20 protein-coding genes are annotated in these 19,665 nt (G+C 71.3%); 9 read left to right on the top strand and 11 right to left on the bottom strand.

What is annotated here, in order from left to right; genetic code table 11:
- Nucleotides 1-41: 41 nt before the first annotated feature.
- On the bottom strand, nt 42-1,346 hold the full coding sequence (locus tag ISU07_RS14235) for an ABC transporter substrate-binding protein (protein ID WP_194707464.1): 1,305 nt from the start codon (nt 1,344-1,346) through the stop codon (nt 42-44).
- A 280-nt stretch (nt 1,347-1,626) separates the two neighbouring features.
- Here ISU07_RS14235 and ISU07_RS14230 point away from each other — a divergent pair, with 280 nt between their 5' ends.
- Both ISU07_RS14230 and ISU07_RS14225 read left to right on the top strand, forming a co-directional pair.
- Nucleotides 1,627-2,682 (top strand): LacI family DNA-binding transcriptional regulator, encoded by a 1,056-nt coding sequence (locus ISU07_RS14230; protein WP_194707463.1) that lies wholly within the window; start codon nt 1,627-1,629, stop codon nt 2,680-2,682.
- A 78-nt stretch (nt 2,683-2,760) separates the two neighbouring features.
- Nucleotides 2,761-3,855, top strand: a complete 1,095-nt coding sequence (locus tag ISU07_RS14225) for an ABC transporter ATP-binding protein (protein WP_194707462.1) — start codon at nt 2,761-2,763, stop codon at nt 3,853-3,855.
- Between the two features lie 51 nt (nt 3,856-3,906).
- Here the strand turns inward: ISU07_RS14225 and ISU07_RS14220 are convergent, their stop codons facing one another.
- Nucleotides 3,907-4,815: an alpha/beta fold hydrolase gene (locus tag ISU07_RS14220; protein WP_323742615.1), complete on the bottom strand. Its 909-nt coding sequence runs from the start codon at nt 4,813-4,815 to the stop codon at nt 3,907-3,909.
- 56 nt (nt 4,816-4,871) lie between these two features.
- Between ISU07_RS14220 and ISU07_RS14215 the strand changes: the two genes are divergently transcribed.
- Nucleotides 4,872-5,735 (top strand): esterase/lipase family protein, encoded by an 864-nt coding sequence (locus ISU07_RS14215; protein ID WP_194707461.1) that lies wholly within the window; start codon nt 4,872-4,874, stop codon nt 5,733-5,735.
- Nucleotides 5,736-5,768: 33 nt separating this feature from the next.
- Here the strand turns inward: ISU07_RS14215 and glpX are convergent, their stop codons facing one another.
- Together glpX and ISU07_RS14205 are read right to left on the bottom strand one after the other, a co-directional pair.
- Nucleotides 5,769-6,770, bottom strand: a complete 1,002-nt coding sequence (glpX, locus tag ISU07_RS14210; RefSeq protein WP_194707460.1) for a class II fructose-bisphosphatase — start codon at nt 6,768-6,770, stop codon at nt 5,769-5,771.
- A 9-nt stretch (nt 6,771-6,779) separates the two neighbouring features.
- Nucleotides 6,780-8,027 carry an SLC13 family permease gene (locus ISU07_RS14205; RefSeq protein ID WP_194707459.1) on the bottom strand — a complete coding sequence of 416 codons (1,248 nt, stop codon included), beginning with the start codon at nt 8,025-8,027 and terminating at the stop codon, nt 6,780-6,782.
- Between the two features lie 51 nt (nt 8,028-8,078).
- Here ISU07_RS14205 and ISU07_RS14200 point away from each other — a divergent pair, with 51 nt between their 5' ends.
- Nucleotides 8,079-8,648 carry a DUF4245 domain-containing protein gene (locus ISU07_RS14200; protein WP_194707458.1) on the top strand — a complete coding sequence of 190 codons (570 nt, stop codon included), beginning with the start codon at nt 8,079-8,081 and terminating at the stop codon, nt 8,646-8,648.
- A 21-nt stretch (nt 8,649-8,669) separates the two neighbouring features.
- On the opposite strand, the gene ISU07_RS14195 is transcribed toward ISU07_RS14200, so the two are convergent.
- On the bottom strand, nt 8,670-8,882 hold the full coding sequence (locus tag ISU07_RS14195; protein WP_194707457.1) for an exodeoxyribonuclease VII small subunit: 213 nt from the start codon (nt 8,880-8,882) through the stop codon (nt 8,670-8,672).
- Complete coding sequence (gene xseA / locus ISU07_RS14190) at nt 8,875-10,125, bottom strand: exodeoxyribonuclease VII large subunit (protein ID WP_194707456.1); 1,251 nt, start codon at nt 10,123-10,125, stop codon at nt 8,875-8,877. Before xseA ends, ISU07_RS14195 begins: the two co-directional genes overlap by 8 nt.
- A gap of 70 nt (nt 10,126-10,195) precedes the next feature.
- Between xseA and ISU07_RS14185 the strand changes: the two genes are divergently transcribed.
- Both ISU07_RS14185 and ISU07_RS14180 read left to right on the top strand, forming a co-directional pair.
- Complete coding sequence (locus ISU07_RS14185) at nt 10,196-11,182, top strand: 4-hydroxy-3-methylbut-2-enyl diphosphate reductase (RefSeq protein ID WP_323742626.1); 987 nt, start codon at nt 10,196-10,198, stop codon at nt 11,180-11,182.
- 12 nt (nt 11,183-11,194) lie between these two features.
- On the top strand, nt 11,195-11,821 hold the full coding sequence (locus ISU07_RS14180) for an L-threonylcarbamoyladenylate synthase (protein WP_194707454.1): 627 nt from the start codon (nt 11,195-11,197) through the stop codon (nt 11,819-11,821).
- Nucleotides 11,822-11,842: 21 nt separating this feature from the next.
- On the opposite strand, the gene ISU07_RS14175 is transcribed toward ISU07_RS14180, so the two are convergent.
- Both ISU07_RS14175 and ISU07_RS14170 read right to left on the bottom strand, forming a co-directional pair.
- Nucleotides 11,843-12,241, bottom strand: a complete 399-nt coding sequence (locus ISU07_RS14175; protein WP_194707453.1) for a DUF6542 domain-containing protein — start codon at nt 12,239-12,241, stop codon at nt 11,843-11,845.
- Nucleotides 12,238-13,302 (bottom strand): DNA recombination protein RmuC, encoded by a 1,065-nt coding sequence (locus ISU07_RS14170; protein ID WP_194707452.1) that lies wholly within the window; start codon nt 13,300-13,302, stop codon nt 12,238-12,240. Before ISU07_RS14170 ends, ISU07_RS14175 begins: the two co-directional genes overlap by 4 nt.
- A 64-nt stretch (nt 13,303-13,366) precedes the next feature.
- On the opposite strand from ISU07_RS14170, the gene ISU07_RS14165 reads away from it, so the two are divergent.
- On the top strand, nt 13,367-14,236 hold the full coding sequence (locus ISU07_RS14165) for an aldo/keto reductase (protein ID WP_194707451.1): 870 nt from the start codon (nt 13,367-13,369) through the stop codon (nt 14,234-14,236).
- Nucleotides 14,237-14,239: 3 nt separating this feature from the next.
- On the opposite strand, the gene ISU07_RS14160 is transcribed toward ISU07_RS14165, so the two are convergent.
- The 3 genes from ISU07_RS14160 to ISU07_RS14150 form a co-directional block, all read right to left on the bottom strand.
- Nucleotides 14,240-15,862: a hypothetical protein gene (locus ISU07_RS14160; RefSeq protein ID WP_194707450.1), complete on the bottom strand. Its 1,623-nt coding sequence runs from the start codon at nt 15,860-15,862 to the stop codon at nt 14,240-14,242.
- A gap of 32 nt (nt 15,863-15,894) precedes the next feature.
- Nucleotides 15,895-16,842, bottom strand: coding sequence for an SMP-30/gluconolactonase/LRE family protein (locus ISU07_RS14155; protein ID WP_194707449.1), 948 nt, complete (start codon nt 16,840-16,842; stop codon nt 15,895-15,897).
- A 104-nt stretch (nt 16,843-16,946) separates the two neighbouring features.
- Entirely contained in the window at nt 16,947-17,723 is a 777-nt protein-coding gene (locus ISU07_RS14150; RefSeq protein ID WP_194707448.1) for an exodeoxyribonuclease III, read from the bottom strand.
- A 63-nt stretch (nt 17,724-17,786) separates the two neighbouring features.
- On the opposite strand from ISU07_RS14150, the gene ISU07_RS14145 reads away from it, so the two are divergent.
- Both ISU07_RS14145 and ychF read left to right on the top strand, forming a co-directional pair.
- Nucleotides 17,787-18,554, top strand: a complete 768-nt coding sequence (locus ISU07_RS14145; RefSeq protein WP_194707447.1) for a CDP-alcohol phosphatidyltransferase family protein — start codon at nt 17,787-17,789, stop codon at nt 18,552-18,554.
- Between the two features lie 11 nt (nt 18,555-18,565).
- Nucleotides 18,566-19,654: a redox-regulated ATPase YchF gene (gene ychF / locus ISU07_RS14140; protein WP_194707446.1), complete on the top strand. Its 1,089-nt coding sequence runs from the start codon at nt 18,566-18,568 to the stop codon at nt 19,652-19,654.
- Nucleotides 19,655-19,665: the final 11 nt, after the last annotated feature.

Below are 19,665 nucleotides of genomic sequence, written 5' to 3'. Positions count from 1 at the left end.
CGGCGATCTTGGGTGCTACTCGATGTGTGGGCGGCCTGCCGCTAGCTGCTGGGCCAGCTGGCGTCGATGTTGCTCAACGCCGTGTCGAGGTCCTCCTGACCGCTGATCCACGCGGTCATGTCCTTCCAGAAGGTGCCGGCACCGACTTCGCCGGGCATCTGGTCGGAACCGTCGAACAGGAAGGCGGTCGTGCCGCTGATGACCTCGGCGTAGCTCCGCGTCAGGTCGTTCGGGTAGAGCGACGCGTCGAAGTCCTTGTGCGGGGAGATGAATGAGCTGCTCGGCGCCGCGTCGTTGCCGATGTCGGTGGCGGCCAGCGCGGCCAGCACCTTCTTGGCGTTGTCGGAGTCGTTGAGCAGCGTGGCCATGTCGCCACCACCGATGATCGGGTTGTCGCCTCCGGCGGTGGCCGGCGGGAAGCCGAACACCCCGACCTCGTCGTCGAGGTTGGCGACGATGTCCTTCGGGAAGAAGCCGGTGATGAACGAGCCCTGGTTGTACATCCAGCAGCCCGGGCCCTTCTTGTCGAACATCGGGTTGCCCGCGGTGCCGAAGTTCGTGCTCGCGATGGCCTCCTGGCCGCCCAGCACGTTGCCCTCGGTGAACAGCAGCGTCGAGAACTCGTCGGCCGCCTGGCGGACGACGTCGGAGTCGAACGGCGTGTCGTGGCTGACCCAGCTGTTGTACTCGTCGACGCCGCCGTACTTGGCGACCAGCGTCTCGAACCAGTCGGTGGCCGGCCAGCCGGTCGCGGTGTCGGACTCGATGCCCATGCACCACGGCGTGTTGCCGTCACTCTTGATCTGCTCGGTGAGGGCGTTCAGGTCATCGATCGACTCGACGCTCGTCGGGTAGCCCGCGGCCTCCCACGCCTTCTTCGGGTAGAAGATCAGGCCCTTGACGTTGGCCGAGACGAGCAGGCCGTAGAGCTTGCCGTCGACGGTGCCGGCCTCGAGGGTGCCGGGGACCATGCTGTCCTTGTCGGCCTGCGAGACGACGTCGTCGAGGGGCTGGATGGCGTCGAGGCTGGCCATGTCCTTGACGACGCCCGGCTGCGGGATGAACGCGATGTCGGGGGTGTCGCCAGCCTGGATCTTGGTCATGATCAGCTGGTTGATGTTCTCGACCTTCTTCCACTCGATCTTGATCCCGTCGCCGGAGACCTTCGACTCGAGGGCCTTGAGAAGGCCGTCCTGGACAGGCTGGTCGACGCTGGACCAGATGGTGACGGTGCTGCTGTCGCTGCCGCTGCCACCGTCGCTGCCACCGCAGGCGGTCAGGGTCAGGCCCGCGGCGAGCGCCACGACGCCGAGCAGCGACGTGCTCTTCTTGACGGGGATTCGCATCCTGGGAGTTCTCCTCGTGTATTGCGTTGCGGCGCCGTCCGAGCTGGCCAGGATGTTTCTGTCCAGGTGACGCCTCCGTGGGACTGCCGATTCGGGCCAGGCTGTGATAGACCTCACTGCTGAAACGAATCAGCAGGAAGACTGCCGCTGACCACGCAGGGTGTCAAGCAACGGTTCCGCAACATGAATGACGCTTGACGTGCACGTATTTCCGTGGTTGTCGGTTCCAGTTCCGGCCTGGTTCCCGGGTGACAGGGCGACGTGAGTGAGGGAGGTGGACGTGTCGCGGACGGGCACGAGATCCGGCAAGCCGACCCTGACCGACGTGGCCGCCCGCGCAGGCGTGTCGGCCACCACCGCGTCGTACATCCTCAACGGGCGCACGCTGGAGATGCGGATCTCCAGCGACACCGAGGAGCGGGTGCAGCTGGCCGCCCAGGAGCTCGGGTACCGGCCGAACCGGACCGCCCAGAGCCTGCGCACGGCGTCCACCCGCATCATCGGCGTCGTCACCGACTACGTCGCGGGCGGCATGTTCTCCGCGCGGATCCTCGCCGGCGCCAACGCGGCGGCACGCCAGCAGGACCACGTGCTAATGATCGGCGAGACCGACGGCGACACCCGCACGACCACCGAGCTCGTGCACGAGTTCGTCGACCGGCAGGTCGACGGGCTGCTCTTCGTCGCCCGGACCACTTCGTCGATCCGGCTGCCCCAGGGCCTGGCCGGCACCCGCGTGGTGACCGTGAACTGCATCGACACCTCCTCGCCGTACCCCAGCGTGCTCCCCGACGACCGCGGCGGCGGCCGGCGGGCGGCCGAGGCCCTGATCGGGGCCGGGCTCACCGACGGCATCGTCGTCGTCGGCGAGGACACCACGACCGAGGCGCTCGCCGGCGTGCGGGTCGACGGACTGGTGGAGCGGCTCGCCGAGGACGGCGTCAGGGTGGCGGCGAGGCTCGAGTGCCCGTGGAACCTCGACGACGCGTACGGCGCGCTGGCCGGCTGGCTGGACCGCGGGGGCCGCCCCCGGGCGGTCGTCTGCCTCAACGACCGGGTCGCCTGGGGCGTCTACCACGCGCTGGCCGACGTCCCCCTCGCCGTACCGGGGGAGGTCTCGGTCATCTCCTTCGACGGCAGCGAGCTGGGCCGGTGGATGCGCCCGACCCTGGCCTCGGTGGCCCTGCCGTTCTTCGAGATGGGCCAGGAGGCGGTCCGGATCCTGCTGGACCCGGCCGAGAAGGAGTCGGTGGTCATGGACATGCCGCTGCTGCCGGGGGACTCGATGGCCGCTCCGTTCGCCGCCCCACTCAGTGGGGTGGAGCGCGAGGGTTGACACCACCCCTAGCGTGACAGGCGTCACTTCACGACGGATCGTCCGGCACGTACCTGCCGGTGAAGGGAGCAACACATCATGGCCACAGTGACCTTCGACAAGGCACAACGGTGGTACCCGGGGAACGACAGCCCCACGGTGCCAGGCCTCGACCTCGAGATCGGCGACGGCGAGTTCATGGTCCTCGTCGGGCCCTCGGGATGCGGCAAGTCCACCTCGCTGCGGATGCTCGCCGGGCTCGAGGAGATCAACGGCGGGCGGATCCTCATCGGCGAACGGGACGTCACCCACGTCCCGCCGAAGGACCGCGACATCGCGATGGTCTTCCAGAACTACGCGCTGTACCCGCACATGACGGTCGCCGACAACATGGCGTTCGCCCTCAAGATGGCCAAGGTGCCAGCCGAGGAGCGCGAGAAGCGCGTCCAGGAGGCCGCCAAGATCCTCGGCCTCACCGAGTTCCTGCAGCGCAAGCCCAAGGCGCTCTCCGGTGGTCAGCGCCAGCGCGTGGCCATGGGTCGCGCCATCGTGCGCAGCCCGCAGGTGTTCTGCATGGACGAGCCGCTGTCGAACCTCGACGCCAAGATGCGCGTGCAGACCCGCACCGACATCGCCAAGCTCCAGTCCGACCTGGGCGTCACCACGGTCTACGTCACGCACGACCAGATCGAGGCGATGACGATGGGCGACCGCGTGGCCGTCATGAAGCTCGGCGTCCTCCAGCAGGTCGACACCCCGCTGAACCTCTACGACCGGCCGGTCAACCTGTTCGTGGCCGGCTTCATCGGGTCCCCGCAGATGAACCTGATCGACGCCAAGGCGGGCAAGGACGGCCAGGCCCAGATCGGCAACTACCTCGTGCCGGTCGACCCCGCAGCCGCCAAGCAGCTCGGCGAGGGCCACAACAACATCACCGTGGGCGTGCGTCCCGAGGCCTGGCGCCTGGTCGGCGACGGCTCCGGCGGGCTTCCCGTCGACGTGACCGTCGTCGAGGAGCTCGGCGCCGACGGCTTCGTCTACGGCAACTGCGACGTCGAGGGCACGCCGTCGAACGTGATCGTCCGGGTCTCCGGCCGCGACCACGTCTCGAAGGGTGACCGCATCTACGTCACGACCGACCCGCAGAACGTGCACGTCTTCGACACCGACTCGGGCGAGCGGTTGTCCGACTGATTCGCCCGCTGGTCGAGGAGGTCGCGCCAGCGGCCTCCTCGACCGGCGGTTTCAGGCGCGGTCCGCAGTCCGACGGATTGCGTCGGCGAAGGTCTCGAACAGGGCGGGCGGGAGGTCGTGGCCCATCCCGTCGACGAGCAGCAGCTCGGCTCCCGGGATGGCCGCGGCGGTGGCCCGGCCCCCGGACACGTGCACCATCTTGTCCTCGGTGCCGTGGACGACCAGGGCGGGGACGCGGACCGCGCGCAGCTGAGCACTCCGGTTCTCCTGGGTCGTGACGGCCATCATCTGGCGCAGCACGCCGCCGGCGGAGTACCCGCGGTCGAACGTCTCGTGGGCCTTCGCGAGCACCGACTCGGGGTCGTTGGGGTAGAGCGGGGAGCCGATCAGCGCCCAGATCGCGGCCGAGCCCTGGGCGTACGCCGTACGACCGCGCCCGCGTCGCGCGACCAGCGTCGGCAGCAGGCGCGGGTGCTGCCAGCCCACCGACCGCTTTCCGGTCGTGGACATGATGCTGGTCAGGGAGAGCACCCGCTGGGGGCGCTCGATCGCCATCGTCTGCACGATCATCCCGCCCATCGACACCCCGACCAGGTGGGCGGCCTCGAGGCCGAGGTGGTCGAGCAGCGCGAAGGCGTCGGCGGCCAGGTCGCGCAGGCCGTACGCCGCGCGCACCCGGCGCCCGGCGAACGCCCGGACCAGCATCGAGCGCGTCACCCGCCCCGGGACCTTGGTCGAGCGGCCGGTGTCGCGGTTGTCGAAGCGGATGACGTAGAAGCCGCGCTCGGCGAGCATCCGGCACAGCGCCGGGTCCCACCAGGTCATCGGGCCGCCGAGGCCCATCACCAGCAGCAGCGGGTCGCCGTCGGGACTGCCGAACGTCTGGTAGCAGATCTCCACCCCCGGCGCGCCGGGCGCGAACAGCTCTCCCGAGACCGCGACGTCAGCGTCGTTCGTCACGCCGGCTATCCAAGCATTCGACGTATCAGGCGTTACCTCTGGGTAACCTTGAGGACATGACCGCGACGCCTCTCGCGCCCTGGCTGACACCGGAGGGGTTCTCCGCTCCGGGTGTCCGGGCCGTGCTCCGCGAGGCGAGCATGGTCGCCGAGGCGGGGCGGTTCGCGATCGGGGCGATCGAGCGACGTCGCGTGCGGCGCCGCTCGCCGTACGCCGGGAGCGCCGCGGTCCGGCACGCCACGCCGGTCATCCTGGTGCCGGGTTTCCTGGCCGGCGACGCGACGCTGGCGCCGATGGCGCGCGTGCTCCGCGAGGCGGGCTACCGCACCTACCGGTCCTCGATCCACGTGAACGCCGGGTGCACGCTCAACGCCGCGGCCCAGCTCGAGTCGCGGCTGGAGTCGATCGTGCTGCGCCGCGGCAGCCGGGTGCAGATCGTGGGGCACAGCCTGGGCGGGATGCTGGCCCGGGGCCTCGCCGTACGCCGCCCGGACCTGGTCGCCGGGATCGTCACCCTCGGCAGCCCGATGCTGGCCCCGGGTGCCCACCACGCCGCGCTGACCAAGAGCGTCGAGATGCTGGTCCGCCTCAGCCGCGCCGGCTGGCCGGGGCTGATGTCGGAGGACTGCGTCGCCGGCGACTGCGCGCGGCAGAGCTTCGACGAGAGCCGCCGGCCGCTGCCCGGTGGTGTCGCCTTCACCGCGATCTACTCCAAGCGCGACGGCATCGTCGACTGGCGCGCGTGCGTCGACCCGCTGGCGGTGGCGGTCGAGGTGACCGCCTCGCACGGCGGGCTGGCCTTCGACCCGCGGGTGATCGCCGAGGTGGTCAGAGCCCTGGAATCCTCAGCGGGTCTCGAGACGCGTCGCTCGTTCCTCGCAGGCTCGGACCGAGCCGACGCTCCTCGACCTGGCGCCTGATCGCGGTCCTCGCAAGCTCGGACCGCGCGGCGCTCACCTCTCGTAGTCGATGTCGGCGAACTCGCGGAGCTTCTCGAAGCGGTGCTCGGCCGAGATCGTCCGGATCGTGCCGCTGCGCGACCGCATCACGAGGGAGTGCGACGTGGCGCCGTTCGGGCGGTAGTGCACGCCCTTGAGCAGCTCGCCGTCGGTGATGCCGGTGGCCACGAAGAAGCAGTCCTCGCCGGTGACCAGCTGCTCGGTGGTGAGGATGTGGTCGGGGTCGAGGTCGTGACCGGCGTCGAGCGCCTTCTGCCGCTCGTCGTCGTCCTTGGGCCACAGCCGGCCCTGGATGACCCCGCCCATGCACTTCATCGCGCAGGCGGCGATGATCCCCTCCGGCGTACCCCCGATGCCCAGCAGCAGGTCGATGCCGGTGTCGGGGCGGGCCGCGGAGATGGCGCCCGCCACGTCGCCGTCCAGGATGTACTTGATGCGGGCCCCGGTCTGCCGAATCTCCTCCACCAGGCCCTGGTGCCGCGGCCGGTCGAGCAGCACGACGGTGACGTCGTGCTCGTGCATGCCCTTGGCCCGGGCGACCGCGCGGATGTTCTCGGCGACCGGCTTGCGGATGTCGACGACCTCGGCAGCCTCGGGGCCGGTGACCAGCTTCTCCATGTAGAACACGGCCGACGGGTCGAACATCGTGTGCCGCGGGGCCACGGCCATCACCGCGACCGCGTTGTTCATCCCCTTCGCGGTGAGGGTGGTGCCGTCGACGGGGTCGACCGCCACGTCGCACTCGGGTCCGGTGCCGTCGCCGACCTCCTCCCCGTTGAAGAGCATCGGGGCGTTGTCCTTCTCGCCCTCGCCGATCACCACCGTGCCGCGCATGCCGACCGAGCCGATCATGAAGCGCATGGCGTTCACGGCCGCCTGGTCGGCGTCGTTCTTGTCGCCCCGTCCGACCCAGCGGGCCGCGGCCATGGCCGCCGCCTCGGTGACGCGCACCAGCTCGAGGGCGAGGTTGCGGTCCGGTCGGTTCGGGTTGCTCATGGGCGCAGCCTAGTGAGGAGCCACCAGGCCGAGCACCGTCACGGCGGCCAGCAGGGTGACCGGGGTGACGACGAGCGAGACCCGGTGGAACTCCCGCAGGCTGGGCCGCTCCCCGTGGCGGACGAGGGTGCGTCGCCACAGCAGGTTGGCCAGCGATCCGGTGTAGGTGAGGCCCGACCCGATGTTGAGGCCGAGCAGCGCGGCCAGCACGGCGGCCGTGCCGAGCGGCGCCAGCATCGGGACCAGCAGCAGCGTCGCGGAGAGGTTGGTGAGCAGGTTCGCCAGCACGGTCGCGAGCAGGGCGACGACCAGGAGTGAGAGGTACGACGTCTCGTGCGGCAGCAGGTCGCGCACCAGGTCCCCGAGGGGCCCGACCGCCAGCGCCGCGACCACGACGCCCAGACAGAGCACGAACACCGCGAAAGCGGGGTGGCCGGCGTGCAGCGCCTGCCGCGCGGTGACCAGCCCGCGCCGCCAGGCCCAGGCGGTGAGGACGGCCGCAGCCACACCGGAGACCCAGAACGGCTCGACACCCAGGGGCGAGCCGACGGCGAACCCGGCCAGCATGAGGCCGACGGTCACCACCGGCAGCGCCGGCACCGGCGGGCGGTCCGGGACGCGGTGCTCGGGATCGGCCTCCTCGCGCAGCTCGCGGCGGAAGAGCAGCCGCGCGGCGGCGTACTCGACCACCAGCACGACCACGAGCACCGGCGCCATCACGCGTGCGAAGCCGAGGAAGGTGAGGCCGACGTGCCGCATCGCCAGGAGGTTCGTCAGGTTCGAGACCGGGAACAGCAAGGAGGCCGAGTTCGCCATCCGCAGGCAGGCATGGGCTCCCGGCCGCGCGGAGACGCCGGCGGCCGCCGCCGCCACGAGCACGACCGGCGTCAGCAGCACGACGGTCGCGTCGAGGGACAGCGTGGTGGTCACCAGCGCGGCGAGCAGGAACACCCCGGTGAACAGCGGGACGGGGTGGTCGCGGCCCAGCCGGCGGACCCCGCCGGCCGCCGCGTCGAACACGCCGGCGCGGCCGCACACGTCGCCGACGACGAGGATGGTGACCAGGAAGAGGACCACCGGCCCGAGGTGCCGCAGCTCGTCGACGAGGGCGTCCACGTCCAAGGCGCCAGTGGCGAGCGTGGCCAGCGCGGCGAGGAGGCCGACGGCGGCCTCGGTGCGGCCACGCGGGTGGAGGTAGGCCGTGACGAGCAGTGCCAGCAGGGCCGCCGCCGGGACGGCGACCTCGAGATCCGGCACCGGCTCAACCTAGACGACCTCGGCGACCCGGCCCCTGAGAGGATCGTGAGCGTGAGCGACCAGCAGACCGTGCCGGAACGACCGGCGTCGCGCTACCAGCGGACGGTCGCGGGCGGCGTCGGTTCGATGATCGTGCTCATCGCGCTGGTGCTGGCGTTCGTGGTGTTCCGCGGGGTGTTCCGCGACAACGGCCAGGTCGAGCAGGAGCCGGTCGACTACCTCGCGGCCGTCCAGGCGGCGCAGCAGGCGGGTGCCGACCTGGTGTACCCGCCGACGCTCCCGAAGGGGTGGACCGCGACGAGCATCGCCTACCAGCCCGGCGAACGGCCGGCGTGGGGGATCGGGATGCTCACCGACGACGGCAGGTTCGTGGGAGTGCGCCAGGAGGACACCGGCCTGGAGACGATGCTGGAGAAGTACGTCGACGCCGACCCGGTGGAGGGCGACACCGTCACCATCGACAGCCCGCTCGCCCAGCAGTGGCAGGAGTGGTCCGACGCCGGCGGCGACCACGCGTACGCCGCGTCGTACGGCGACGACGAGGTGCTCGTCTTCGGCTCGGCGTCGACCGACGACCTGCGGGCCGTCGTCGAGTCGCTCACCGACGCCCCAGTCTCCTAGTCCAGTCTCCTAGACCGTCTCCTAGACCGTCTCCTCGTCGTCGACCTCGCCGCGAGCGGCGTCGAGCCGCGCGCGGGCGCCGTCCAGCCACTGCTGGCAGATGGTCGCCAGCTGCTCGCCGCGCTCCCAGAGCGCCAGGGACTCCTCGAGGGTGGTGCCGCCCTGCTCGAGCCGCCGGACCACCTCGATCAGCTCCTCGCGGGCCTGCTCGTAGGGGACCTGTTCCTCAGCCATCGAGCTCCCTGTCCGTGTGCCTGTCGATCGTCTCGGTCCGGGTGACCTTCGCATGGACGCGCCCGTCGGCGACCCGGACGGCGACCGCGTCGCCCTTCGCCGCGCTCGACACGGAGGTGAGCACGTGCCCGTCGGCGTCCTGGAGCACGGCGTACCCGCGCTGGAGCGTGGCCAGCGGCGACAGCGCGCGGGCGCGGGCCCGGTGGTGGGCGATCTCGTCGGTCGCCCGGTCCAGGCGGTGACGGGTCGTGCGCAGCGCGCGCTCGCGGAGGGAGGCGACCTCGTCGGCACGCAGGGTCAGCAGCGAGCCGGGGTCCGCCAACACCGGCCGGGAGCGGAGGGTGGTGAGCAGGGTGGCCTCGCGGTCGAGGTACGCCGCCAGGGCCGTCCGCAGCCGGTCGCGCGCGAACGTGACCCCGCGGACCTCCTCGGCGACGTCGGGCACGACGAGCTTGCCCGCGTCGGTCGGGGTGGACGCGCGCACGTCGGCGACCAGGTCGAGCAACGGCTGGTCGGGCTCGTGGCCGATGGCGGACACCACCGGGGTGCGGCAGGTGGCGACGGCCCGGATCAGCCCCTCGTCGGAGAACGGCAGCAGGTCCTCGACCGCGCCGCCGCCCCGGGCCACCACGATCACGTCGACCTCGTCGTCACGGTCGAGCCGGTCGATCGCCGCGATCACCTCGGCCGCCGCGCGGCTGCCCTGCATGGCGGCGTACGCCGTCCGGAAGGCGACCGCCGGCCAGCGGCGCCGGGCGTGCTCGACGACGTCGCGCTCGGCGGCGGAGTCGGGAGCCGTGACCAGTCCGACGCAGCGGGGGAGGAAGGGCAGCCGGCGCTTGAGCTCGGGTGCGAACAGGCCCTCGGCCGCGAGCAGCTGGCGGCGTCGCTCGAGGCGGGCGAGGAGCTCTCCGAGGCCGACCAGCCTGATCTCGCGGGCCTCGAGGGAGAAGGTGCCGCGGGGGGCGTAGTACGAGGGCTTGGCGTGCACCACGATGCTCGCGCCCTCGGCGGGCGGCGCCTCGAGGGAGTCGAAGACCGCCCGCGGGCAGGTGACCGAGACCGAGATGTCGGCGATGGAGTCGCGCAGCGTGAGGAAGACCATGCCCACCCCCGCGCGCCGGTTGACCTGGGCGACCTGGCCCTCGACCCACACCGCGCCGAGCCGGTCGATCCAGCCCGCGACGGCCTGGGCGATCTGCCGGACGGGCGCGGGTGCCTGCGGTGAGGTCTCCAGCGCCATGGTCGGGAAGCCTAGTCACCTGCGCCGACGACGAATCATGCTCGTCATCCGTGCGCAACTAGACTCGACCATCGTGACCACCACCGACCTGGGCCTTCCCCGCATCGCCGACAGCAGCGTGCTGCTGGCGGCTCCTCGCGGCTACTGCGCCGGCGTGGACCGGGCGGTGGTCACCGTCGAGAAGGCGCTGGACCTGTACGGCGCCCCGGTCTACGTGCGCAAGCAGATCGTGCACAACAAGCACGTCGTCTCCGACCTCGAGGCGCGCGGCGCGATCTTCGTCGAGGAGCTCGACGAGGTGCCGGAGGGGGAGACCGTCGTGTTCTCCGCCCACGGCGTGGCGCCCTCCGTGCACGCGCAGGCGGCCGAGCGGCACCTCAAGACCATCGACGCGACCTGCCCGCTGGTGACGAAGGTGCACCACGAGGCCAAGCGGTTCGCCGGGCAGGACTACGACATCCTGCTCATCGGGCACGAGGGCCACGAGGAGGTCGAGGGCACCGCCGGCGAGGCGCCCGAGCACATCCAGCTCGTGCAGGGCCCCGAGGACGTGCCGGGCATCGTCGTCCGCGACCCCTCGAAGGTCGCCTGGCTCTCCCAGACCACGCTCTCGGTCGACGAGACGATGGAGACGGTCGCCGCGATCCGGGAGCGGTTCCCCGAGCTGCTCGACCCGCCCAGCGACGACATCTGCTACGCCACCCAGAACCGCCAGATGGCCATCAAGGAGATCGCCCGCGACGCCGACCTGGTCATCGTGGTGGGGTCCGGCAACTCCTCGAACTCCGTGCGCCTGGTCGAGGTGGCCCTCGAAGCCGGTGCGAAGGCGGCGTACCGCGTCGACGACGCCTCCGAGATCGACGAGGCCTGGCTGGACGGCGTGACGAAGGTCAGCGTGACCTCCGGCGCGAGCGTCCCCGAGGCGCTCGTCGAGGGCGTGCTGACCTTCCTGGCCGAGCGCGGGTACCCCGACGCCGAGGCCGTGCACAGCGCGGAGGAGTCGCTGATCTTCGCACTGCCGCCGGAGCTGCGGCGCGACCTGCGCGCCCGGTCGTGAGCCGGTCCTGACGTGGCCCGCTTCCTCGACGTCCACCCGGAGAACCCGCAGCCGCGGCTGCTGGAGCAGGTCGTCACGGCCCTGCGCGACGAGGACGCCCTGATCGCCTACCCCACCGACTCGGGGTACGCCCTCGGCTGCCGCATCGGCAACCGCGACGGGCGGGACCGCATCCTGCGCATCCGCGGCCTCGACGAGCGGCACCACTTCACGCTGATGTGCCGCGACTTCTCGCAGATGGGCCAGCTGGTGCACGTGGACAACTCGGCGTTCCGCACGATCAAGTCCGCGACGCCGGGGCCCTACACGTTCATCCTGCCCGCCACGCCCGAGGTACCTCGCCGACTGCTGCACCCCCGCAAGCGGACCGTCGGCGTGCGGATCCCCGACCACGTCTTCGACCAGGCGCTGCTCGAGGCCCTGGGCGAGGCCCTGCTCACCAGCTCGCTGATCCTCCCGGGCGAGGACGAGCCGCGGACCATGGGGTGGGAGATCAAGGAGGAGCTCGACCACCTCGTCGACATCGTGGTCGAGGCGGGCGAGACGCCGGCCGAGCCGACCACGGTCATCGACTGGTCCGAGGGTGTGCCGGAGGTGCTGCGCGTCGGCGCGGGCGACCCCGCGCGTTTCGTCGCCTAGCGGGGCCGGGCCGGAGCGGGACTACCCGCGAGCCGCGCGCTGGCGCGCGAGCAGCGTGGCCAGGCACAGCGCGTAGCCGATCGTCAGCGCGACGCTGTGGTGGGCGAGCCCGGACACCACGGCCTGCACCAGTCCGTCCTGCGGCTCGGCGATGGCCTCGGGACGGCCGAGCGCCAGCACGGCGAAGGCGCCCAGCATGATCAGCGGCGGCAGCACGCCGACGGTGAAGAAGTCGCGCGGCCGCACCAGCAACGCCAGGCCGAAGCAGATCAGCACGAACCACAGGTCGAAGAACATGCTGACCCGGCCGACCATCGCGACATTGACCACCACGGCACTCAGCGCGACCGCGACGCCGAGCGCGACGACGGCGCGACCGGTCTCGCTGCCTTCGTCCCAGAGCGCCCGGGTGTGGCTCACAGGGCAACGCTAGGCGGCTCCTCTCCCGCATCCGGGGCGGCGCGCCGCGCCAGCGCGACCACCGGGCGAGGTCCGGGGAGGTCGTCGTCGGTCACCCCGAGCTCGCCGAACCGCCGCGCGGCCACCAGCACCCGCGACTCCAGCGACCCGACCGCGGCGTTGTAGTGGCCGACCGCGGCGTTCAGCGAGCGGCCCACGTTGTCGACGTGCCCGGCCAGCGTGGACAGCCGCTCGTGCAGCTCACGGCCGAGCCGGTGGACCTCCTGGGCCTCGTCGGCCAGCCGCTCCTCGCGCCACCCGAGCGCGACCGTGCGCAGCAGTGCGATGAGCGTGGTCGGTGTCGCGACCACCACCTGTCGGGTGGCGGCGTCCTCGAGCAGGTCGCGGTCGACCGACAACGCCGCGGACAGGAACGACTCGGCCGGCACGAACAGCACGACGAACTCCGGTGACCCGGGCAGCGAGCGCCAGTAGCGCTTGGACGACAGCAGGGCCACGTGCTGGCGCAGCTGCCGGGCGTGACGTGCGAGGTGGGCTTCCCGATCGTCCTCGTCGTCACATGCCGTGGCGTCGAGGAACGCGTCCAGCGGCACCTTCGCGTCCACGACCACCCGCCGCCCGCCCACGAGGTGCACGACGAGGTCGGGGCGCTGCACGGCGTCGTCGGACGTGCGGGTGTGGGCCTGCTCGGTGAAGTCGCACCGGTCGACCAGGCCCGCGAGCTCGACGGCACGCTTGAGGTGCATCTCGCCCCAGCGTCCGCGCACCTGTGGCCGGCGGAGCGCGGTGGACAGCGTCTGCGTCTCGCGGCGCAGGGTGTCGGTGGCCATGCGCATGTCCAGCACCTGCTGGCTCAGCTGGCCCTGCCAGCTCGCGCGCTGGTGGTCGAGGTCGCGCACCTGGTCGCTGAGGCGGTCCAGGCCCTGCATCAGCTCGGCCCGGTCGACCCCGGCGTCGAGCACGGCGCCGACGTACGCCGGTCGCGTGCGGCCCCAGAGCAGCCCGAGCGCCGCTCCCAGGGACACTCCCAGGAGCAACATCAGCACCATCGCCATCACCATGCCCACCAGTGTGGGGTCGACCACCGACAGCCGTTGGGAACCTGGCCTTGGCTACGGTCGAGGCATGCAGACTCGGATGATCGGCAAGCACCAGGTCGGGGCGATCGGCCTCGGCCTGATGACCTTCGACCAGACCGGCACGCAGCCGCGCGACCAGCTCCTGGCCACCGTGCGCGCCGCCCTGGACGCCGGCGTCACGCTGTTGGACACTGCGGACGCGTACGGACCGGGAGACGAGCGAGGCGCCGGGACCCAGGGGGCCAACGAGTCCCTGATCGCCGGCATCCTCGACGAGCTCGGCGTCCGCGACCAGGTACTGCTCGCGACCAAGGCCGGGCACGTCCGGGTCGGGGACGACGCCCGGTGGGACCTCGACAGCAGCGGCGAGCACCTGCGCAGCGCCGTCGACGCCAGCCTGCGCCGCCTGGGCGTCGAGCGGATCGCGCTGTGGCAGCACCACCGGCCGGACCCCAAGGTCGGGTACGCCGACGTCCTGGCGACCCTCAAGGAGGTGCACGACTCCGGCAAGGTCGAGATGGTCGGGCTCTCCAACGCGAACCCCGAGCAGATCCGCCTCGGCAAGGAGGTGCTCGGCGACGCGCTGGTCAGCGTGCAGAACCAGTACTCGCCGGCGTTCCGGAGCAGCCGCCCCGAGATCGACGTCTGCGAGGAGCTCGGCCTGGCCTTCCTTCCCTGGAGCCCGCTCGGTGGCCTGTCCTCGGCGAAGGAGCTCGGCGACGAGCACGGCGCGTTCGCCGAGGTGGCTGCCGCCCGCGGCGTCAGCCCGCAGCGGGTGACCCTCGCCTGGGAGCTCGCCCAGTCGCCGTGCGTCATCCCGATCCCCGGCGCCAAGCGGCCAGAGTCCATCACCGACTCCGCGGCCGCCGCCGACCTCGAGCTGACCGACGAGGAGCTCGCGCGCCTGGACGGCTGAGGCTCAGCCGGCCTTGACCCTGGCCTTCACGGCGTCCTTCGCCGTCCCCGCACCGGACGACGTCGCGGAGACCAGGAACGACCGCACGTCACCGACCGTCGCGCTCGGCGACACCGTCACCTCGAGCTTGATCGTCCGCCATGCAGCGGGCCCGAGCGCGCTCATCGCGAAGACGCCGGCGACCACGGCCGCGGTGACGTTCGTCGTGCCGCTGAGGTACTTGACCTTGTAGGGGCCGAACGATCCCGTGCCCTTGACCGTGAACGTGTCGGCGAACAACCCGTCGTTCCTGATCCTGATCTTGAAGGTCTCCGTCGCCGAGCGGTGGACGGTCTGGTGAACGGTCTGGCCGGCGCCGGTCGTGTTGTAGACACCCTTGCCCACGAAGGGATCTGTGCCGACGGCGATCTGGCCGTCGGGCTGGCGCAGCGGGAACCAGGCTGCGTACCCGGCTTTCGTGCTGCCGCCGATGGTGGAGGCGAGCCCGCCGAGGAAGAGCTGGTCGCCGACGACCCTGAGTGACGTCATCAGGGTGTTCACCGGGACCGGGCCGTTCCCGGCACCGTCCGAGCCGACGTTCGTCCAGGCGCCCGCCTTGAATGCACCGACACCGTCGATCCTCGACCTGCCGCCGGCGTTGTTGAAGTAGCCCGCGGCGAACACCGCGTCGTCGTCGACCGCGAGTGCGTAGATCGAGTTCCCGCCGTCGCCGAAGGCACTGGTGCTCCCGAGCGCGGTCCAGTCGGCCCCGGCGTACTTCGCGACCTTGTCGGCGTTGAGGTCGCCGCCGGCGTTGACGAAGTCCCCGCCGACGTACAGGTCGGTGCCCGACACCGCCATCGCACGCACCCGGCCGTTGAGGGCGCTCGACGGCCCGACAGCGCTCCACGCGGTCCCGCCCAGGTAGTGCGCGGCGTAGTCCGCGTTCGGGATCCCGTCCGCGTCGAAGAAGCTCCCGCCGACGTAGAGACCCGCGACGCCGTCGAACACCAGGCAGCACACCGAGCCACCGATGTCGTTGTTGCCGTCGGTGATGGCAGCCCAGGCCCCGCTGTCGATCCCGTACGCCGCGACCGAGTCCGCCGTGGCGATGCCGGCCGCTTCGGAGAACCCACCGCCGACGTACAACGTGCGGCCGATGATCGCGAGCGCGAACACGGGGCCGTTGAGCCCGACGGACGACAGCGACCTCCACGACGTGCCGTCGAAGCGGGCGATGGCATCGGCCGCCAGGTCGCCGCCGGCGTCCTGGAAGGACCCCGCCGCGAACACGTCGCCGGTGACGGGGTCGACGGCGATCGCGTACACCGCACTCGGACTGTCACCGAGTCCGCCGCCCAGCGCGGACCACTTCTTCCCGTTCCAGGACGCGATGTGGTCGGCCTTGGCCAGGCCCCCTGCGTCGATGAAGTCGCCGCCGACGTACACGGTCCGGCCGACGCTGGTGAGCGTCTCGACCTTGCCGGCGAGTGCCGGGTCCGCGGGTTTCTTGCCGTGACCGATGGGGTTCCAGCCGCCGGAGCCCGCTCCGGTCGCGGTCGTGACCACCGCGGTCGTGCCGGTCGCCGTGATCGCGGTGAGCACGGCGACGACGCACAGCCGTCGCAGCTGTCGGGTGGGGTTCATCGGGGGTACCCCTTTCCGCGCGCTCTCCGCGGTCAGTGCATGCGGATCTGGACCACGTCGAAGTCGGTGCCCGGAGGTGCGCCCGGACCCAGCGGAGGCGGGAAGCCGAGATCGAAGCGGCCGTTCACGAGCGCTAGCCGGGACCCGTGGATCGCGGCCGTTGTCGGTACCCGGAACGCCGGATCGGTGATCGTCTGGACGAGCTGGCCCGTGGAGAAGTCGGGGGACAGCCGCACCTCGGCCACCGAGTTGGCGAAGTTCTCCAGCACCCAGGCGGTGTGGCCGGCGAGGACAAGCCCGTCCGGGGTGCCCGGGACGAGTGCCCCACCCGTGATGTCGACCTGCCGGCTCTCGCCCGTGTCGGCGTCGATGGTCGCCAGGATGCCCAGGTCGGAGTGGTTGACCAGGAGCTTCGACCCGTCGGGCGACGCGACGATCCCGTTGAGGCCGAAGGTGCCGGGAACGGAGACGCCGGCCGGCCCGGTCACCGTGATGGGTTCGGGCGGCCCGATCGTGCCGTCCGCATTGATGGGCACCTTGTAGATGACGGGCGCGAACGTCTCGGTGAAGTACGCCGCGTCGCGCGTCAGGGCGACGTCGTTCACCAGCGAGGCACCGGGCGTGCCGAGCGTCAGGTCCGCGACGGTGGCGCCGGTCCGCGTGCTGTAGACGTACGCGTGCCCGGTGAACCCGCCTGCCACGAACAGCAGGTGCCGGCCCTCGTCGACCTTCATGCCGAGCGCCTGGCGCCCGCTGACGTCGATGAACACCTGCCCTTCACCGCTGCGGAGGCTGCCGCGGAAGATGTCGCCGTCCCACAGGGAGCCGACGTAGAAGGTGCTCCCTGTCCCGACCGTGATGCCCTCGGGCTGGAAGTCGACGGGGAGCGGGATCGAGCCGGGGAACGGTGCGGCCCATGCGGTGGGCACTGCGAGGAGTGACACCGTGAGGGCGGCGGCGACGGCAGCGAGTCTTCTCATCATCAGCTCCACAGGAAGCGACCTCCCCATGAGATTCCGCCGCCTCCGCGCACTTGTCAATGACGGCCCTAGTGGGGCTGTCGCCGCACGGGGCGTCGATGTCCTCAGCCGAGGTCGACGATGACGGGAGCGTGGTCGGAGGCGCCCTTGCCGGCGCGCTCGTCCTTGTCGATGAACGCGCCGGTGACCCGCTTCGCGAGGCCCGGTGAGCCGAGCACGAAGTCGATGCGCATGCCGCGGTTGCGCTCCCAGCGCTGCCGGAAGTAGTCCCAGTAGGTGAAGACGTCCGGGCCGGGCGTGTGCGGGCGGACGACGTCGGTCCAGCCGTCCTCGAGGAACGCCTTGAACGCGTCGCGCTCCGGCGGGGTGACGTGGGTGTCGTTGGCGTACGCCGCCATGTCGAAGACGTCCTCGTCGAACGGCGCGATGTTCCAGTCGCCGACCAGGGCGACGTCGTCGTCGCGCCAGGCGTGAGCCGTTTCCTTCAGGCGGGCCAGCCAGTCGAGCTTGTAGTGGTAGTGCGGGTCTTCGACCTTGCGGCCGTTGGGGACGTACAGCGACCACACCCGTACGCCGCCGCACGTCGCGCCGATCGCCCGCGACTCCACGTCGGCCGGCTCGCCCCAGGTCGGCTGGCCGGGGAAGCCGACCTCGACGTCCTCGATGCCGACCCGACTCAGGATGGCGACGCCGTTCCACTGGTTGACGCCGGCGACGGCCGCGTCGTACCCCATCGCCTGCAGGCCCATCAGCGGCAGCTGGTCCTCGCGTGCCTTGGTCTCCTGGAGCGCGAGCACGTCGATGTCGTGCCGTTGCAGCAGCGCCTCCACGCGGTCGATGCGCGAGCGGAGGGAGTTGACGTTCCACGTGGCGATCCGCACCCGACCCACCCTAGGACGAGGCATCGACGCTGATCGGGCCCCGCCGACCCCTAGGCTGTCCGAATGGTCAGCACCGCGTCGAGCACCACTGGTGCCCGGCTGGCGGCCGGAGCCGTGCACGTGTTCACGGCCACGGGGGCCGTCCTCGCCCTGCTGATGGTGCACTTCTCCTACCGGCACGAGGTCGAGACCGTGCTGTGGCTGTTCCTGGTCGCGATGATCATCGACGGCACGGACGGCATGCTGGCCCGGCGCTTCCGCGTCAAGGAGGTGCTGCCCGGCTTCGACGGGGCCCTGCTGGACAACATCGTCGACTACATGACCTACGCCCTGGCGCCGATGGCGCTGCTCTGGGCCAACGGCTACCTGCCGGACGGTGCCGCCGGCGGTGTGGTGGCCTCCATCCCGCTGCTGGCCTCGACCTACCAGTTCTGCCGGGCCGACGCGAAGACCGACGACCACTTCTTCCTCGGCTTCCCGTCGTACTGGAACATCGTCGCGTTCTACGTGGTCGTCTGGGAGCTCTCGACCGTCGCGACCACGGTGCTGCTGCTGGCGCTGTCCGTGCTGGTGTTCGTGCCGATCAAGTACCTCTACCCGTCGCGGACCGAGAAGCTCTGGTACTCCAACATGACGCTGGCGACGCTCTGGCTCGCGCTGTGGGCGGCCATCACCGCGGCGCTGCCGGAGGCGCCGGCCGTGCTCGTCGGGCTGTCGCTGGTGTACGTCGTGTACTACGTCGTCGTCAGCCTCTGGCTGACCTTCTCCCCGGCGTCGGCGCACCCGCAGTCGCGCTCCGCGGAATCGGCTGCGCGCGCCACCCAGACCTAGAGTTTCCCGACGTGGCTCTCACCATCGGCATCGTCGGCCTGCCCAACGCGGGCAAGTCGACCCTCTTCAACGCGCTGACCAAGAACGACGTGCTCGCGGCGAACTACCCGTTCGCCACCATCGAGCCGAACGTCGGCGTGGTCGCCGTGCCGGAGCCGCGTCTGGGGCGCCTGGCCGAGCTGTTCGACTCGGCCCGCGTCGTCCCGGCCACGGTCGAGTTCGTCGACATCGCGGGCATCGTCCGCGGCGCCTCGGAGGGGGAGGGGCTCGGCAACAAGTTCCTGTCCCACATCCGCGAGTCCGCGGCGATCTGCCAGGTGACGCGGGTGTTCCGCGACGACGACGTCACCCACGTCGACGGCAAGGTCGACCCGGGATCGGACATCGAGACGATCCGCACCGAGCTGGCCCTCGCGGACCTGCAGACGCTGGAGAAGGCGATCCCGAGGCTCGAGAAGGAAGCACGGGCCAACAAGGCGCTGGCGGCGACGGTGGAGGCCGCGAAGACGGCCCAGGCCGCGCTCGAGGAGGGTACGCCGGTCATCGCGCTCATCCAGGGCGGCAAGGTCGACGGCGTCCTCCTCCGCGAGCTGTCCCTGCTCACCGCCAAGCCGTACATCTACGTCTTCAACTGCGACGCCGACGAGCTCGGCGACGCCGACCTGAAGGCGCGGATGCAGGAGCTGGTCGCCCCGGCCGAGGCGATCTTCCTCGACGCCAAGTTCGAGGCCGAGCTGGTCGAGCTCGACGACGACGCGGAGGCCCGCGAGATGCTGGCCGAGATGGGCGTCGACGAGCCGGGTCTCGACGTGCTCGCCCGGGTCGGCTTCGACACCCTGGGCCTGCAGACGTACCTGACGGCCGGCCCCAAGGAGTCCCGCGCCTGGACGATCCGCAAGGGCGCCACGGCCCCCGAGGCGGCCGGCGTGATCCACACCGACTTCCAGCGCGGCTTCATCAAGGCCGAGGTCGTCTCCTACGACGACCTGATGGCCGCCGGCTCCATGCTCAAGGCCCGCGAGGCGGGCCGGGTGCGCATGGAGGGCAAGGACTACGTCATGGCCGACGGCGACGTGGTCGAGTTCCGCTTCAACGTCTGATCCGGCCCGCC

The sequence above is a fragment of the Nocardioides islandensis genome (assembly GCF_015352455.1).
In the GTDB taxonomy this organism is placed as follows: domain Bacteria; phylum Actinomycetota; class Actinomycetes; order Propionibacteriales; family Nocardioidaceae; genus Nocardioides; species Nocardioides islandensis.
The sequence above is the reverse complement of the archived record's forward strand: the minus strand, read 5'-3'. Positions and strand labels throughout refer to the sequence as shown.